The following is a 14,385-nucleotide window of genomic DNA, read 5'->3' as shown; positions in this document are numbered from 1 at the left end:
TAAGTGATTAGTTAAAGTTTACAACAGGGGCTTTTTCCGAGCCTACTTCCGCCTTAAATTGTGGCTTTGGACTAAAACCAAATAATAAAGCCGCTAATTTAGTCGGTAATTGGCGAACCTGCTTGTTATATTCTTTCACTGCTGCATTAAAATTATTACGCTCTACATTGATACGATTTTCAGTACCTTCAATTTGAGCCTGAAGATTTAAGAAGCCTTCGTGAGCTTTTAATTCTGGGTATTTTTCTACACTAACCAACAAACGAGAAAGTGCTGAATTTAAACCTTGTTGAGCTTGTTGGAATTGAGCCATCTGCTCTTCAGTCGCATTTGTTGGATCAATTTTTGTTTGAGTTGCTTTTGCACGGGCTTCAATTACATTAGTGAGCGTTTCCTTCTCGAAGTTTGCCTGCCCTTTAACTGTATTCACTAAATTTGGGATTAAATCTGCTCGGCGTTGATAAGCCGATTCCACGTTTGCCCATACGGAATTTATATCTTCTTCTGCTTTTACCAAGCTGTTGTAGCTACTACTTAATGTCATTCCGCCAAATAATGCCACAACCGCAAGGACGATAATCACAATCCATTTTTTCATAAATGTAAACCTCTAATGATTTAATGTTAAAGTTTATGTACTAGGGTCTATTGACCTTTGTTTATGAGTAAGTGAAACCTTACTAGTTCACTTCTCTTTCTTTTTGCTCTGATTTGCTAAATAAAGTCGTTTTCAAGACACCTAATAGCTCTTGTCTGACAACAGAAAGTGTTGGTCGTTCCCCTTTTTGAAAAACAATTGGGCGACAGAACTCCATTGCTTTTATGCCCAAGCGAGCCGTTAATAAGCCTACCCCGATTCCTTGAGCCACTCTCATTGACAGTTTGGCAGTGAGATTTTGTGAAAAAAACTCACTACCCAAATCAGTAGCTATTTCCGTTGCTCCAGCAAATACCATATTAGTTAATACCATCTTAAATAGTTTTAAACGACTGATATAGCCTAATTCCATTCCGTAAACTTTAGTAATTTTATTAACAAGGGCAATATTTCGCCAAGCAACCATTAGCACATCTGCAATCGCTAGTGGGCTAATTGCAACAATAAGAGCATTCTCAGCCGCACTTTTGCTAATCAATTTTTTTACCTGATTATCAATTGGACTTAATACCGTTTGGCTGAAAAGATAAAAGACTTCTTTGCTATTGTAGGCTTCATCAAGCTGTGATTGCCAACGTTGTTGTGCTTGATCAATCATTGGTGTTCGAGCTAAACGAGCTATCGCCAATTTACAAAAGTTTGTGGCTTTCTCACCGCTTGTTGCAGAATTATCGTCAAGTAATTGTCGGCTAAGTTGTTGTTGATAATGATGTCTGCGTAGCCATAATAACTTACGCCATTCACCAATAATAGCACCAATACCAGCCAAACTCATTGCAAAAAATGCCATAGCAAAAGCCAAATAGATCCATTGATTTTGTTGCCACGAATCAATCAACCATTGAACCGACTGTGCAATAACCGCAATACCTAAAAGAAACAAAGCACCCAAAAATAGACGAATCCAAAAACGTGAAGGTTTCAGCGTTTCTTCAAATACTAATTCGGGTTCAGTATTTTCAGGAAGATCAAGTCGAATATCGTCTGTGTGAGAAAATTCTTGCTTGGGTTGATGTTGAGCAACTTTTGGCTCTTCTTCATTAAAAATACGTTTTTCCATTCTGCTTTACTGCCTGAATAATATGTTGTTTTAAGCCATCATAGCCGTGTTCTGTTTTAAGAATATCAAATAATTGCTCTGCTTCTGGGTACTCTTTATCAAGATAACGTAGCCATTGTTTAATCCGAGCAACGTGATAGAACCCCGTATCTTGCTTATTTTCCATATTGACATATTGGAAAAGTAACTCTAATACGTTATCCCACGTCATTTTAACCTGATTAAATTTGATTACTCGACTTAGATTTGGCACATTCAATGCACCACGCCCAATCATTATTGACCGACAAGCGGTCACTTCTTGACATTTTTTTGCAGATCCAAAATCCCAAATTTCTCCATTTGCAATCACAGGAATAGTAAGCCGTTTAGCAATATCCCCAATAGCTTGCCAATTTATACGCTCTGCACGATATCCGTCTATTTTAGTTCGACCGTGTACCGTAATTTCTGTTGCACCACCTTGTTGCACCGCATCGGCGATTTCAAAACAAGCGTTGCTATTATCCCAACCTAATCGGACTTTGACTGATACAGGCTGATCTGCTGGTACAGCCTCTCGCATTGCTTTTGTGGCTTGGTAGATCAATTCGGGCTGCTTGAGTAATGATGCTCCACCATTACTGCCATTCACTGTTTTTGATGGACAACCACAATTCAGATCCACTCCGTGCGATCCTAATTCTACTGCTAATTCTGCATTTTCAGCTAACCATTGTGGGTGCTGCCCTAAAATCTGTACCCGAACAGGCGTACCAGATGGTGTAAAACCATTATTATGTAGCTCTGGACATAGACGATAAAAGGCCTTTTTCGGCAATTTTTGTTCTACAACACGAACAAATTCAGAAATGCAGAGATCATAATCATTTACCGCCGTTAATAATTGGCGAACAAAAGGATCTAACACCCCTTGCATTGGAGCCAAAATCACTCTTGGCACTATTTGTAAATTTTCCACAAAATCTTACCGCTTAGTAGGAAGTACGTAGTCGTAAATCTGGACGAGTAACTAAGTAAATCAATAAAGCGGTCAATGCTCCTAAAGTATCAGCTAGCATATCTTTTTGAGCGTCCCAAATATCTCCTTGCGAACCCAAAAATTCAATACCTGCATTGCCTCCTTCAATCACTGCATATTGCCATTCAATAATTTCATAGGTCGCAGCCACTGACATAATAAAAAATAGCGAAAAGAAAAAGGCAACACCTAATCCACATTTACGTTTACGCAGTAGCCATTCTGCCATTGGGAAACTATAAAAACCGATAATATAGTGTGCGACTCGGTCAAAATGATTGCGTTCTTCACCTAAAAAAGGGGAAAGATATTGATTAGCCCACTCAAATGGTACATTCGCAAAAGTATATTTTGCACCAATCAAGTGCATTATCATCCATAAAGACATTAAGAAATAAGCAAGCCCACTAAACTGAAATAGCGGATAAGTTACAATCAATAATCCAAATATAATAAAAATAGGCATAACTTCCGCATACCATACAGCTCTATCCGTAGGATTTAACCCCGACCAAATAGAAAGTGCAATAATAACAATTGCAAGAAATAAAGGGACAATGTGAGAACGAGTTTGCATTATTTCCACCCTTTTGTTTTACAAATAAGATCATAAGCTGCTTGAATTTGTTGTGCTTTTTCTTTTGCAACTTCCATCATCTCTGGTGGCAGACCTTTTGCAACCAACTTATCAGGGTGATGCTCATTCATCAATTTGCGATAGGCTCGTTTAACGGTATTCTGTTCGTCTGATGCGGTTACGCCTAATACTTTATAAGCATCGTCTAAAGTTGGACCACTGCGACCCTGTGATTGCTGATAACGTCCATACTGCTGATAATTGCCTTGTTGAGAATTTCCCTGCTGGTAAGTTCGTTGTTCATAATAGCCTGAACGGAATTGTTGTGCTGCAGCGACCATTGCAAGCATTTGCTCAAATTGGAAACGAGATATTCCCAAAGTCTCAGCGATAGTAAATAAGATTTGTTGCTCTTTTTGATCTAAAGATCCATCTTGTAAGGCAGCTTGCATCTGCACTTCAACAAAAAAACGTAATAAATCATTACGTTGCCCGCAAGCCTCTCTAAATTCTTGAATTACCTTACGTAAAGGAAACTCAGCATCTTTACCTAATGTAAAGGCATTCTGAGCTAATTGTTGCTGGCTTGCATCTAATTTCATAGATGTCATTAAGTTACGAGCTAACTGAATATCATCTTCTGTTACTCTTCCTTTTGCCTTAGAGATATGTCCTAAAACAGCAAAAGTAGTTTGCATAAATAAAGATTGACGTGTCAGCCCTTTCCCAAAAATACTTGATGAAACAGAGCCTAACTCATAGAGTTTTTTATCTCCCCAATGTCCAATAATAAGCCCTAATAGCCCACCAAAGAATCCACCGAAAAATTTATACCCTAAAATAAAACCTAATATTTTTCCTACAAATTGCATTTTATCTCCCAACTATAAGTAATAGTGCTGGCTATTTTAACGGAAAAAACTTAAAAAATACTTAAATAAAAAAATAAAGCCCCGAAAAATCGGGGCTTTAGTGCTAACAATTAAAGTAAAAATTAGTACTCTAACACTGCACGACGGTTTTTCTGATAGTCAGCTTCAGAGTGACCTAATACAGCTGGTTTCTCTTCACCGTAAGAAACTGTTGCTACATTAGAAGCACCTTTAGATGCTAAGTAGTTTTGTACTGCATCTGCACGACGTTGACCTAATGCGATGTTGTACTCTGGTGTACCACGTTCATCAGCGTGACCAGCAACAGTTACTTTACCTTGTGAAGCTGTTAAGTATGCTGCGTGAGCATCTAATAATTGTTGGTTCTCGCCTTCAACAGTATAACGGTCAAAACCGAAATACACAGTGTTATAACGAGTTTGTAAATCTTGAGCTGAATAGCCACCAAAAGTTTGGCCATTCACATTCGCATTTGCACTTGCATTATCATTTGAGCTGCTACAAGCCGCTAAAACGAAAGCTGGTGCCGCAATCATTAATACTTTAGCTAGTTTTTTCATTTTTTTCTCCGAAAGAATTATTGTTTTGTCAAATACGGTGACCAAGCAGGGAATTTATATTGTCCACCTGCTCCCGGCAAGTTAGCTTTAAAACGGCCATCTGCGGACACCAATTGTAGCACTTTGCTCACACCTTTGGTAGAGCTATAAATAACCATTGTTCCATTTGGTGAAATACTTGGACTTTCATCTAAAAACGTAGAACTTAATACTTCCGTGCTACCTGAAGTTAAATCTCGTTTTACAATTTTATCACCAGAAACCATGATTAAATTCTTGCCATCTGCTGAAATTTTACCACTACCGCTACCGCCAATCAAGCCAGCACCGCCACCAGATGCACTCATTTGATAAACTTGTGGTGAACCACTTCTATCAGAAGTAAATAAAATTGAGCCACCATCAGGAGACCAGCTAGGCTCTGTATTATTACCCGCACCACTTGTTAATTGTCTTGGTGAACCACCGTTCACACTTGTTACATAAATATTAAGTTGCCCATCTTGGTTAGATGCAAAAGCAATTCTTGAGCCGTCTGGAGAAAAAGATGGTGCACCATTATGACCTTTTAATGATCCGACCACTTTACGCCCACCAGAACGTAAATCGTGAACAACAACTTGTGATTTTTTATTTTCAAAGGTTACATAAGCTAATTTTGAACCTTCTGGCGACCATTCTGGCGACATCAATGGTTCTTTGCTACTAACTACTGTAAAGGCATTAAAGCCATCATAATCTGAAACACGTAACTCATAGGAAGACACTCCACGTTGAACAACATAAGCAATTTTTGTTCTAAATGCACCACGAATTTGAGTTAATTTTTCAAACACTTGATCACTTACAGTATGAGCTCCTAAACGAATCTGTGCTGCAGGTACGTTAAACGAACCTTGTGCAATGACATTTCCTGCTGCTCCTGAAGTACCTAATACATCAATTAATTGATAAGCGACATTATAACCACCACCAGATGCAGATACCTGACCAACGACAACATTATCAGCACCTAAAACTGACCATTGATCAGGCACAATTTCAGCTGCGGAACTTGGCTGAGATGGTAGTCTTTCTCTTGGAATTGGCGAAAATTTACCACTGTTACGTAAATCGTCAGAAATAATTTGAGCGACATCGGCTGGCACAGCACCATTTGCTTTAAATGGTACCACAATGATCGGTTGTGCCGTACTTACACCTTGGTCAATAGAAATTCTGACATCAGATTCTGCTCTTAATAGACCTGATACTAATAAACCCATTGCCATTATGGTACTCGTAAAACGAGAAACTAATTTCATTTTGAACCTCTCGGTTAGATTGTTATTTAACTTTTAAACTAAAATCAAGCGTTGGTGATTTATATTGCTGATAAACTTGATCAGATGGAGCTGGAGGTACTTTTCTTGTTGCAACAATAGCACTTACAGCTGCATCACATACTGCTTTATCTCCACCTACAACCTGATAATTTCTGATAGTACCATCTCGCTCTAAGAAAATTTTCACATCACACTGTTTTCCAGCAAAACTTGGATCAACGCGATAACGTGATTCAATCAATCTCTTAATTCTTTGCCCATAGGCACTACCATCAACATTTGCACCTTGACCTAAACCACTCGTTCCACCACTACCTTGGCTTCCAGAATTATTTTTATTTCCACCTTTACTTGTGCCACCACTAATATCACCACTATTTAAGAAATCATCTAGGGCTTTATTATTTTTAGCTTTTTCAGCAGCTTCGGCTTTCGCTTTAGCCTCTTTTTCTGCTTTAGCTTTTGCTTCTTTTTCTGCCTTAGCTTTAGCTTCTTTCTCGGCTTTTTCTTTCGCTTCTTTTTCTGCCTTAGCTTTAGCTTCTTTTTCTGCTTTTTCTTTCGCTTCTTTTTCTGCCTTAGCTTTAGCCTCTCTCTCAGCTTTTTCTTTTGCTTCTTTTTCTGCCTTAGCTTTAGCCTCTGCTTTCTTCTGCTCTTCTAATACTTTCTGCTTTTCAGCTTCTTTAGCTTTTCTATCTTCTTCAGCTTGCTTAGCTACCGCTTCCAGTTTTTTAGCTTCTGCTTCGGCTTTTAGTCTAGCAGCTTCAGCAGCTTTTTTACGAGTAGCCTCTTCTTCCTGAAATTTTCTTTGCTGTTCTTGTTTGGCTAGCTCTTGCTGGCGATATTGCTCTTGTTGTTTTTTGATTTCTTCTTGTTTCTTTTGTAGAGTTATGGCTTGTTCTTTTCTTTTTTCTTCTGCAACTTCCTCTGGCGTTGGTTGTGTATCCTCAACAGTCTCTTCAATTTCTTCCTTCGGTTCTTCTTTTGGCTCTACTTTAGGGCGATTGCCTTGTTTACTTTCCTTTATTCGCCCATATTCTGCCGCAACCTGCCCAGTATCTACCATCACAGCCTCAAAAGACTCAGAATCTCCCCCACTACCGCCTGCAGCAGGTTCAATCATTTTGGTAAATAATGAGCCTAACAATAACAATCCTATCAATACAAGATGTAATAAGATTGAAACAATTACGGCTAACTCTAGTCTATCATTTCTAGATTTCACACATTATCCTTGCTGATTATTTACCTTCGGTCATTAATCCTACGGATTTAATGCCTGCATCTTTCAATAATGAAATGCCTTTCATTACTTCTTCATAAGGAACTTCTTTTCCTCCTGCTACCAAAAATAACGTGTTGTTATCTTTTTGGAAAGCCTCTCCTGCGTAAGCAACAACATCTTGCTCAGTCAGATTTTCCTGCCCGTTAGCCTGAATATAGTTCCCTTCAATTTTTAACTTATATAGTGCCACACCCGCAATTTCTAAGATCACTGGGGTTTTATCTTCATTAGATACTGATTGGCTATGACGATCTTCTGGTAAATCAACTTCCACACTCTGACTAATAATTGGTGCTGTTGCCATAAAAATAAGCAACAACACTAATAATACATCTAGAAAGGGAACAATGTTAATTTCCGATTTAATGCCATTACGTTTACCACGACGATAAGACATATATCCTCTTTAATTCTTTATATAAAAATACTTTCCGAACACTCTAAGCGGTCAGTTTTATACTAAAACTTGCAAATTATTTCTTGGCAAATGCTTGACGGTGTAAGATAGTTGTAAATTCATCAATGAAATTCACATAATTCTGCTCAAGTTTTGAAACTTGTAAGCTCAATCTGTTATACGCCATTACCGCAGGGATTGCTGCAAATAAACCAATTGCCGTAGCAATTAACGCTTCTGCAATACCCGGAGCAACTGATTGTAATGTAGCTTGTTTCACTGCACTTAATCCCATAAATGAGTGCATAATACCCCAAACAGTACCAAATAAACCGATATATGGGCTAATTGAGCCGACTGTACCTAAAAACGGAATATAATTTTCAACTTCTTCTAACTCACGATTTAGTGCAAGGTTCATTGCTCGGCTTGAACCTTGAATGGTTGATTCAGGAGCATCAGGATTAGCTTGTTGTAAACGGTTAAATTCTTTAAAACCAACATAAAAAATTTGTTCTGCACCGCTTAAACCATCACGGCGATGCTCTAATCCTTCGTGTAAACGATGTAGATCTTCACCAGACCAAAAACGATCTTCAAATGCTAAAGAATCTTTTTTTGCTCTCGCAAGTACTTTACTACGCTGAATAATCACAGCCCAAGATAAAATAGAAAAAGCAATTAGGATAAACATTACTACTTTTACCACAATACTTGCTTCTAAAAATAATGAAACTAAATTAAATTCAGTTGCCATTTAATCAAACTCCGAATTTGTAAAACTTTTAACTTATCAAACCGCTTGTTGCATTGCTTGATAAATTTCCTGAGGAACTGCGATAGGTTTCATTCTATTTAAGTCAACGCAAGCAACTAATACTTTTGCTTCACTTAAACAAAGGTTGTCTTTCAGCAGTTTTTGTTGAAATAAAATTGACGCCTTTTTGATGTCAATAATTGTTGTTTCAACATTAAGTAAATCATCTAAACGAGCAGGCATCTTATAATCAATTTCAATTTTTTTAACTACAAAAGCAATTTTATCTCTTAATAAACTTTCTTGTGAAAAAGATAAAGAGCGTAAAAATTCAGTTCTAGCTCGTTCAAAAAAATTTAAATACTGAGCGTGATAAACAACACCACCAGCATCAGTATTTTCATAATATATTCGAATAGGAAAATTCATTGAGCAATCCTATTGTGCAAATGAAAAACGCCCAAAAACTAGGCGTAATTTTTTACCTATTTTAGAGAGAGAAAATTTGTTGTGCAAGCTCTTTCCACTTTCGATGAGTAAAAATGTTAGAGATTGAGTGAAATAGCCTTTTTAGTTTAAAGCAATGTAAAGAAGTGATGGTAAAACAATCAAATAACCCACAATAGGTAAGAAAATGGCTTTAAAAAAACTAGATTTGATTTCAAATCCAATTCCGTGAATCCACAAGATAGTCATTCCATAAAAGACAAGAATAGCTAAATAAGGGATACGCCCACCAAAATACATCGCAAACGTATTTGCATTTAATAAAATTGATGCAAACATTGCTGTTGCTAAGATAAAAGAAAGGGCTTTTAGCCAGCCCTTTCTTGTAATGTTATAGAATAAATCAATCATTATTCGTCAAATTTACCTGTCTTTTCAATGCTAATTGTAACCACTGTTGCAAATAGAATAGCAAGTAAAACACCTAATACCCAAGTTACATAAAACATATTTGGTTCTCCTTAGTATAAACTTGCACTATTTTTCTCAATGAATTTAACATCAAGACGTCCGTACATTTTAATGTAGCTCCAAATTGTGTAAGATAAAACAATCGGAACAAAAATACAGGCAACGATGAACATAATATTTAATGTATTATGGCTCGCTGTTGCATCCCACATTGTTAAGCTCATTTCTGGGTGAGAAATTGATGGCATAACAAATGGGAACATTGAAACACCCGCTGTTAAAATAATTCCTGCTAGCATAATTGATGATGCAAAGAATGCTAAACCTGAATTATTTGCTTTAGAAGCAACAACTGTTAGTAATGCACCTACTACACCTAACGCAGGAATTACCCAAAGCACTGGCATTTCTGCATAATTTCTGAACCAAGCACCCGCTTCTACTGCAACTGATTTAGTTGTAAATACAGATTGAGCAGAGTGATCTAAAGCACTTGTTACCACAAAGCCATCTTTGAAGTAAACCCATACTCCTGCAAGGATGAATGCACCTAAAGTTGCTAATGCTGTTACTTGAGCAATTGTTCTTACTCGGTTGCGTAATTCGCCTGTGGTTTTCATTTGTAACCAAGTTGCACCTTGCGTAGTCAGCATCATTAAACTTACCACACCACATAACAACGCAAATGGATTTAATAAACCAAAGAATGAACCCGTATATTTCACTTGATTTAACTCGTTAAATTCAAATGGAACACCTTGTAATAAGTTACCAAATGCAACACCGAAGATCAGTGATGGAACAAAACCACCAACAAATAATCCCCAGTCCCAAGCATTACGCCATTTAGCATCATCAATTTTTGCACGATATTCAAAACCTACTGGTCTGAAAAATAATGCAGCTAATACAAGGATCATTGCTAAATAGAACCCTGAGAACGATGTTGCATAAACAGTTGGCCACGCAGCAAAGATTGCACCACCAGCTGTTAATAACCAAACTTGGTTGCCATCCCAGTGTGGAGCAATTGAATTGATCATTACTCGGCGTTCTACATTACTTTTCCCAGCAACAGGTAACAGGGTTAAAACCCCCATATCGAAGCCATCAGTAATCGCAAAACCGATCAATAGAACACCGATTAAAATCCACCAAATAAATCGTAGAACTTCATAATCTAACATATCTTAATCTCCTACTTGTTAGTAGATTGCTCGAAATAATAACGACCTGTTTTTAATGCACTTGGCCCTAAACGACCATATTTGAACATTAAATACATCTCTACTACAAGGAATAGTGAGTATAAACCACAGATTAAACCAATCGAGATCCATAAATCTGTTGTAGTTAATGCTGAATTCGCTACACCTGTTGGTAATACTTCATAAATTGCCCAAGGCTGACGACCGTATTCCGCTAAGAACCAACCACTTTCGATTGCGATCCACGGTAATGGTAATCCCCATAATAGTGCTTTAAGTAAGATCGGTTTTGTACCCACTGTACCACGAACGTTTTGTACAAACGCCGCGATAATAAGAAGCAACATTAAACCACCTGCAGCCATCATAATACGGAATGACCAGAATGTTGGACCAACATTAGGAATAGTATCTGTTGCAGCTTGCTTGATTTGCTCCTCAGTTGCATCAACGACTTTATCTGTATAAGGTTTAAGTAGTAAACCAAAGCCTAAATCAGGTTGAACCGCTTTAAACGCTTCTTTTTCTTCCGCTGTATAGTTACCTGAACGTAATTTTTCTAATAACGCATAAGCAACAATACCATTACGGACACGCTGTTCATTACGTGCTTTTAAATCTTTTAAACCTGTAATTTCAGTGTCTAAAGAACGAGTAGCGATAATACCTGCAGCATAAGGGATAGAAATTGCAAATTCATTTTTCATCTCTGCTGTATTAGGTAATACCACAACATTCCAAGGTGCTGGTGCAGGGTGGGTTTCAAACTCCCCTTCCATCGCAGCTAATTTTACTGGCTGTGCTTTACCAATTTCATAACCAGATTCATCACCCATTACTAATACAGAAATGATAGCAATCAAACCAAAACTAGCACCCACAGAAAATGAGCGACGAGCAAATCCTAAATCACGACCTTTTAAGATATAGTAAGCACTGATACCTAATACAAAAATTGCACCGCACACATAACCAGCTGAAACAGTATGTAAGAACTTAGATTGAGTTACTGGGTTAAGTAATAACTCAGAGAAACTTACCATTTCCATACGCATTGTTTCAAAGTTAAACTCTGAACCTACTGGGTTTTGCATCCAGCCGTTTGCAACTAAAATCCACAATGCAGAGAAGTTAGAACCAAATGCAACCGCATAAGTCGCAATTAAATGTTTACCTTTAGATAAACGATCCCAACCAAAAAAGAAAAGACCAATAAATGTAGATTCTAAGAAGAACGCCATTAAGCCCTCAATAGCTAATGGAGCACCAAAAATATCACCTACATAGTGAGAATAATATGACCAGTTAGTACCAAATTGGAATTCCATTGTGATACCAGTTGTTACACCTAGGGCGAAGTTAATACCAAATAATTTACCCCAGAATTTTGTCATATCTTTATACACTTCTTTACCCGTAGTAACATAAAGTGTTTCCATCACAACAAGTACGAAAGAAAGCCCCAACGTTAAAGGTACAAATAAGAAGTGATAGAGAGCAGTTAAAGCAAACTGCAATCGTGAGAGTTCAACAACGTCTAACATCTCAAACCTCTTTGTCTATATGAATCTGAATTATTGACTACAAAATACAAGTAATCACCCATAAAAATTGACCTGAATAAAAATAGCTTACAACTTAATTTTTATCTAGATTGTCGATATTACATTTTACTCGTAAATATTGGAATTAAAAATAGCAAAACCATTACATAGTTCACATTTTTAGCTTAAAATTTAACTTTTATTAACGTTTATTTAATCTTTATTGATATAAATCAATCTACGAATTATTCTTTAAAAACCATTGAATATGGCAAAAATTTTTACAATAAAGAAGAATAAATATGTGACTAAAACATTTTTCTTTGATAGGATTCGCAAATCATTATTTTTAGGTATTTTGTATGAAAAAGATCTTAATTTTACTAAGTACAGTTCTGTTTACTGGAATAGCCTTAGCTTCTGAAGTAAAAACATCTTCTTTATCAATGGCAAAAGTAGCATCTAGTAACCAACTAGCCCAACAATGCCAAAAATTATTTAATGAAGGGGATAAACTTATCGCAGAAGCAGAAAAGCAACCTGGTACTCATACTTATCAAGTAAAGAAATTAAAGGAAAAACTACTATCCTCTAAGCAAAAAATTGTTAAATTAGATATTCCCACACAACAAAAGAGCTGTGATAAAGGCTTAGTAGCTCTAAACTCTATTAAGAAGCGCTATTAATTATCTTAAAAGACACAAAAGTGTAAAAAGTGCTTTGAAGCCTATACTATTGATAGTATATAGCAGCTATAGAAATCTTAACTATTAACTTGGTTCAAGATCCTTATCAAATTATGGATAAGGATTTTTTATGTCTGAAACTTACATTGTATCTACGAAATAAAATAGAAATAGGATAAAAATGAAACAACTCGTAATTTTAGGTTCTACGGGATCGATTGGTTTAAGTACTTTATCAGTCGTGGATCATAACCCTGAACAATATCAAGTATTTGCTTTAGTTGGTGGACGTAACGTTACCTTAATGACAGAGCAATGTGAGAAATATCAGCCACGCTTTGCCGCTCTTGATGATGAAAATGCAGCAAAGCAACTAGCAGATAATTTAAAACAAAGAAGAAATTGTAAAACAGAAGTCTTGGCAGGACAAAAAGCCATTTGTGAATTAGCTGCTCATATTGATGTAGATATGGTAATGGCGGCTATCGTTGGAGCAGCAGGTTTATTACCAACCCTATCTGCGGTACAAGCTGGGAAACAAGTTCTTCTCGCAAACAAAGAATCGTTAGTAACCTGTGGGCAAATATTTATTGATGAAGCAAAAAAATCAGGGGCTAAATTATTGCCAGTGGATAGCGAGCATAATGCGATTTTTCAATCTCTACCGCCAGAAGCACAGCAACAAATTGGGTTTTGCCCATTAGCAGAATTAGGGATTAGCAAGATTATTTTAACTGGTTCTGGAGGTCCATTCCGTACGAAGTCTTTAACAGAATTTCCGACTATTACTCCTGCTCAAGCGGTTGCTCACCCCAATTGGTCTATGGGGAGAAAAATCTCCGTTGATTCCGCCACAATGATGAATAAAGGATTGGAGTATATTGAAGCACGTTGGTTATTTAATGCCACAGCAGATGAGATGGAAATTATTATCCACCCACAATCTATTATTCATTCAATGGTTCGCTATGTCGATGGTAGTGTAATTGCTCAAATGGGTAATCCTGATATGAGAACGCCGATTGCACACACAATGGCATACCCAAATCGTATTTATGCTGGAGTAGAACCTTTAGATTTCTTTAAAATTAAAGAACTAACGTTTATTGAGCCTGATTTCCAACGTTATCCTAATTTAAAATTAGCCATTGATGCTTTTGCTGAGGGGCAATATGCAACCACTGCAATGAATGCAGCAAATGAAATTGCGGTTGAAGCCTTTTTAAATGAGCAGATTCGTTTTACTGATATTATTGATGTTAATCGTAGTGTTGTGGAAAATATTACCCCCATTAAAATTCAACAAATTGCAGATGTATTGCATATAGATAAACTCGCTCGTGAACTTGCACATCAAGCAGTACTCCAACACTAACTAATAAGCGGTCTGATTTTTAGATTTTTTTGCAACAATCTTTGATAATCAAACCGCTTGTTTATTATCAAGACTCCCCCCTAGTTACTAGCAGTAAACTTAACTTATCTTTGATATTCCTTTA

The 14,385-nt window shown here is 36.9% G+C and carries 17 protein-coding genes; 2 read left to right on the top strand and 15 right to left on the bottom strand.

All coding sequences use genetic code 11. The features are described 5' to 3' along the window. Positions 1 to 7: 7 nt before the first annotated feature. The 15 genes from ACWIW0_RS00235 to ACWIW0_RS00165 form a co-directional block, all read right to left on the bottom strand. The gene (locus ACWIW0_RS00235; protein ID WP_157394067.1) at positions 8 to 598 is read right to left on the bottom strand and encodes a LemA family protein; all 591 of its coding nucleotides are present in this window, start codon (positions 596 to 598) and stop codon (positions 8 to 10) included. Between the two features lie 82 nt (positions 599 to 680). Beyond that, on the bottom strand, positions 681 to 1,718 hold the full coding sequence (locus ACWIW0_RS00230) for a YcjF family protein (protein WP_454451716.1): 1,038 nt from the start codon (positions 1,716 to 1,718) through the stop codon (positions 681 to 683). Continuing rightward, positions 1,699 to 2,652, bottom strand: a complete 954-nt coding sequence (dusC, locus tag ACWIW0_RS00225) for a tRNA dihydrouridine(16) synthase DusC (protein WP_454451800.1) — start codon at positions 2,650 to 2,652, stop codon at positions 1,699 to 1,701. Before dusC ends, ACWIW0_RS00230 begins: the two co-directional genes overlap by 20 nt. A gap of 40 nt (positions 2,653 to 2,692) precedes the next feature. Next, entirely contained in the window at positions 2,693 to 3,316 is a 624-nt protein-coding gene (locus ACWIW0_RS00220; protein ID WP_454451715.1) for a DUF2238 domain-containing protein, read from the bottom strand. Beyond that, positions 3,316 to 4,188 carry a co-chaperone DjlA gene (gene djlA, locus ACWIW0_RS00215; protein ID WP_454451714.1) on the bottom strand — a complete coding sequence of 291 codons (873 nt, stop codon included), beginning with the start codon at positions 4,186 to 4,188 and terminating at the stop codon, positions 3,316 to 3,318. The genes ACWIW0_RS00220 and djlA overlap by 1 nt, the downstream gene beginning before the upstream one ends. Before the next feature lie 122 nt (positions 4,189 to 4,310). Then, positions 4,311 to 4,769: an OmpA family protein gene (locus tag ACWIW0_RS00210; RefSeq protein WP_454451713.1), complete on the bottom strand. Its 459-nt coding sequence runs from the start codon at positions 4,767 to 4,769 to the stop codon at positions 4,311 to 4,313. Between the two features lie 17 nt (positions 4,770 to 4,786). Continuing rightward, positions 4,787 to 6,073 (bottom strand): Tol-Pal system beta propeller repeat protein TolB, encoded by a 1,287-nt coding sequence (gene tolB, locus ACWIW0_RS00205; protein WP_454445980.1) that lies wholly within the window; start codon positions 6,071 to 6,073, stop codon positions 4,787 to 4,789. 22 nt (positions 6,074 to 6,095) lie between these two features. Further along, positions 6,096 to 7,316 carry a cell envelope integrity protein TolA gene (gene tolA / locus ACWIW0_RS00200; RefSeq protein ID WP_454451712.1) on the bottom strand — a complete coding sequence of 407 codons (1,221 nt, stop codon included), beginning with the start codon at positions 7,314 to 7,316 and terminating at the stop codon, positions 6,096 to 6,098. Positions 7,317 to 7,332: 16 nt separating this feature from the next. After that, complete coding sequence (tolR, locus tag ACWIW0_RS00195; protein ID WP_454451711.1) at positions 7,333 to 7,773, bottom strand: colicin uptake protein TolR; 441 nt, start codon at positions 7,771 to 7,773, stop codon at positions 7,333 to 7,335. A gap of 76 nt (positions 7,774 to 7,849) precedes the next feature. Next, positions 7,850 to 8,530, bottom strand: coding sequence for a protein TolQ (gene tolQ, locus ACWIW0_RS00190; RefSeq protein ID WP_157394060.1), 681 nt, complete (start codon positions 8,528 to 8,530; stop codon positions 7,850 to 7,852). Between the two features lie 36 nt (positions 8,531 to 8,566). Beyond that, positions 8,567 to 8,959 (bottom strand): tol-pal system-associated acyl-CoA thioesterase, encoded by a 393-nt coding sequence (gene ybgC / locus ACWIW0_RS00185; RefSeq protein ID WP_454451710.1) that lies wholly within the window; start codon positions 8,957 to 8,959, stop codon positions 8,567 to 8,569. A gap of 141 nt (positions 8,960 to 9,100) precedes the next feature. Beyond that, on the bottom strand, positions 9,101 to 9,388 hold the full coding sequence (gene ybgE, locus ACWIW0_RS00180; RefSeq protein ID WP_454451709.1) for a cyd operon protein YbgE: 288 nt from the start codon (positions 9,386 to 9,388) through the stop codon (positions 9,101 to 9,103). Next, complete coding sequence (locus tag ACWIW0_RS00175) at positions 9,388 to 9,486, bottom strand: CydX/CbdX family cytochrome bd oxidase small subunit (RefSeq protein ID WP_157394057.1); 99 nt, start codon at positions 9,484 to 9,486, stop codon at positions 9,388 to 9,390. The genes ybgE and ACWIW0_RS00175 overlap by 1 nt, the downstream gene beginning before the upstream one ends. A gap of 12 nt (positions 9,487 to 9,498) precedes the next feature. Next, positions 9,499 to 10,635 (bottom strand): cytochrome d ubiquinol oxidase subunit II, encoded by a 1,137-nt coding sequence (cydB, locus tag ACWIW0_RS00170; RefSeq protein ID WP_454451708.1) that lies wholly within the window; start codon positions 10,633 to 10,635, stop codon positions 9,499 to 9,501. Between the two features lie 11 nt (positions 10,636 to 10,646). Beyond that, positions 10,647 to 12,200, bottom strand: coding sequence for a cytochrome ubiquinol oxidase subunit I (locus ACWIW0_RS00165; RefSeq protein ID WP_454451707.1), 1,554 nt, complete (start codon positions 12,198 to 12,200; stop codon positions 10,647 to 10,649). Positions 12,201 to 12,562: 362 nt separating this feature from the next. On the opposite strand from ACWIW0_RS00165, the gene ACWIW0_RS00160 reads away from it, so the two are divergent. Further along, positions 12,563 to 12,886: a DUF5339 domain-containing protein gene (locus ACWIW0_RS00160; protein WP_454451706.1), complete on the top strand. Its 324-nt coding sequence runs from the start codon at positions 12,563 to 12,565 to the stop codon at positions 12,884 to 12,886. Positions 12,887 to 13,067: 181 nt separating this feature from the next. Continuing rightward, a complete protein-coding gene (gene ispC, locus ACWIW0_RS00155; RefSeq protein WP_454451705.1) occupies positions 13,068 to 14,261 on the top strand; it encodes a 1-deoxy-D-xylulose-5-phosphate reductoisomerase in 1,194 nt (397 codons plus the stop codon). Positions 14,262 to 14,385: the final 124 nt, after the last annotated feature.

The organism is Ursidibacter sp. B-7004-1, from assembly GCF_053654055.1.
The sequence above is the reverse complement of the archived record's forward strand: the minus strand, read 5'-3'. Positions and strand labels throughout refer to the sequence as shown.

Coding starts and splice junctions, on each gene's coding strand:
- ispC (WP_454451705.1), top strand. CDS start 13,068: ATGAAACAACTCGTAATTTTAGGTTCTACGGGATCGATTGGTTTAAGT.
- ACWIW0_RS00220 (WP_454451715.1), bottom strand. CDS start 3,316: ATGCAAACTCGTTCTCACATTGTCCCTTTATTTCTTGCAATTGTTATT.
- ACWIW0_RS00165 (WP_454451707.1), bottom strand. CDS start 12,200: ATGTTAGACGTTGTTGAACTCTCACGATTGCAGTTTGCTTTAACTGCT.
- tolQ (WP_157394060.1), bottom strand. CDS start 8,530: ATGGCAACTGAATTTAATTTAGTTTCATTATTTTTAGAAGCAAGTATT.
- ACWIW0_RS00175 (WP_157394057.1), bottom strand. CDS start 9,486: ATGTTTTATGTAACTTGGGTATTAGGTGTTTTACTTGCTATTCTATTT.
- tolR (WP_454451711.1), bottom strand. CDS start 7,773: ATGTCTTATCGTCGTGGTAAACGTAATGGCATTAAATCGGAAATTAAC.
- ybgC (WP_454451710.1), bottom strand. CDS start 8,959: ATGAATTTTCCTATTCGAATATATTATGAAAATACTGATGCTGGTGGT.
- ACWIW0_RS00210 (WP_454451713.1), bottom strand. CDS start 4,769: ATGAAAAAACTAGCTAAAGTATTAATGATTGCGGCACCAGCTTTCGTT.
- ACWIW0_RS00235 (WP_157394067.1), bottom strand. CDS start 598: ATGAAAAAATGGATTGTGATTATCGTCCTTGCGGTTGTGGCATTATTT.
- cydB (WP_454451708.1), bottom strand. CDS start 10,635: ATGTTAGATTATGAAGTTCTACGATTTATTTGGTGGATTTTAATCGGT.
- ACWIW0_RS00230 (WP_454451716.1), bottom strand. CDS start 1,718: ATGGAAAAACGTATTTTTAATGAAGAAGAGCCAAAAGTTGCTCAACAT.
- tolB (WP_454445980.1), bottom strand. CDS start 6,073: ATGAAATTAGTTTCTCGTTTTACGAGTACCATAATGGCAATGGGTTTA.
- djlA (WP_454451714.1), bottom strand. CDS start 4,188: ATGCAATTTGTAGGAAAAATATTAGGTTTTATTTTAGGGTATAAATTT.
- ACWIW0_RS00160 (WP_454451706.1), top strand. CDS start 12,563: ATGAAAAAGATCTTAATTTTACTAAGTACAGTTCTGTTTACTGGAATA.
- ybgE (WP_454451709.1), bottom strand. CDS start 9,388: ATGATTGATTTATTCTATAACATTACAAGAAAGGGCTGGCTAAAAGCC.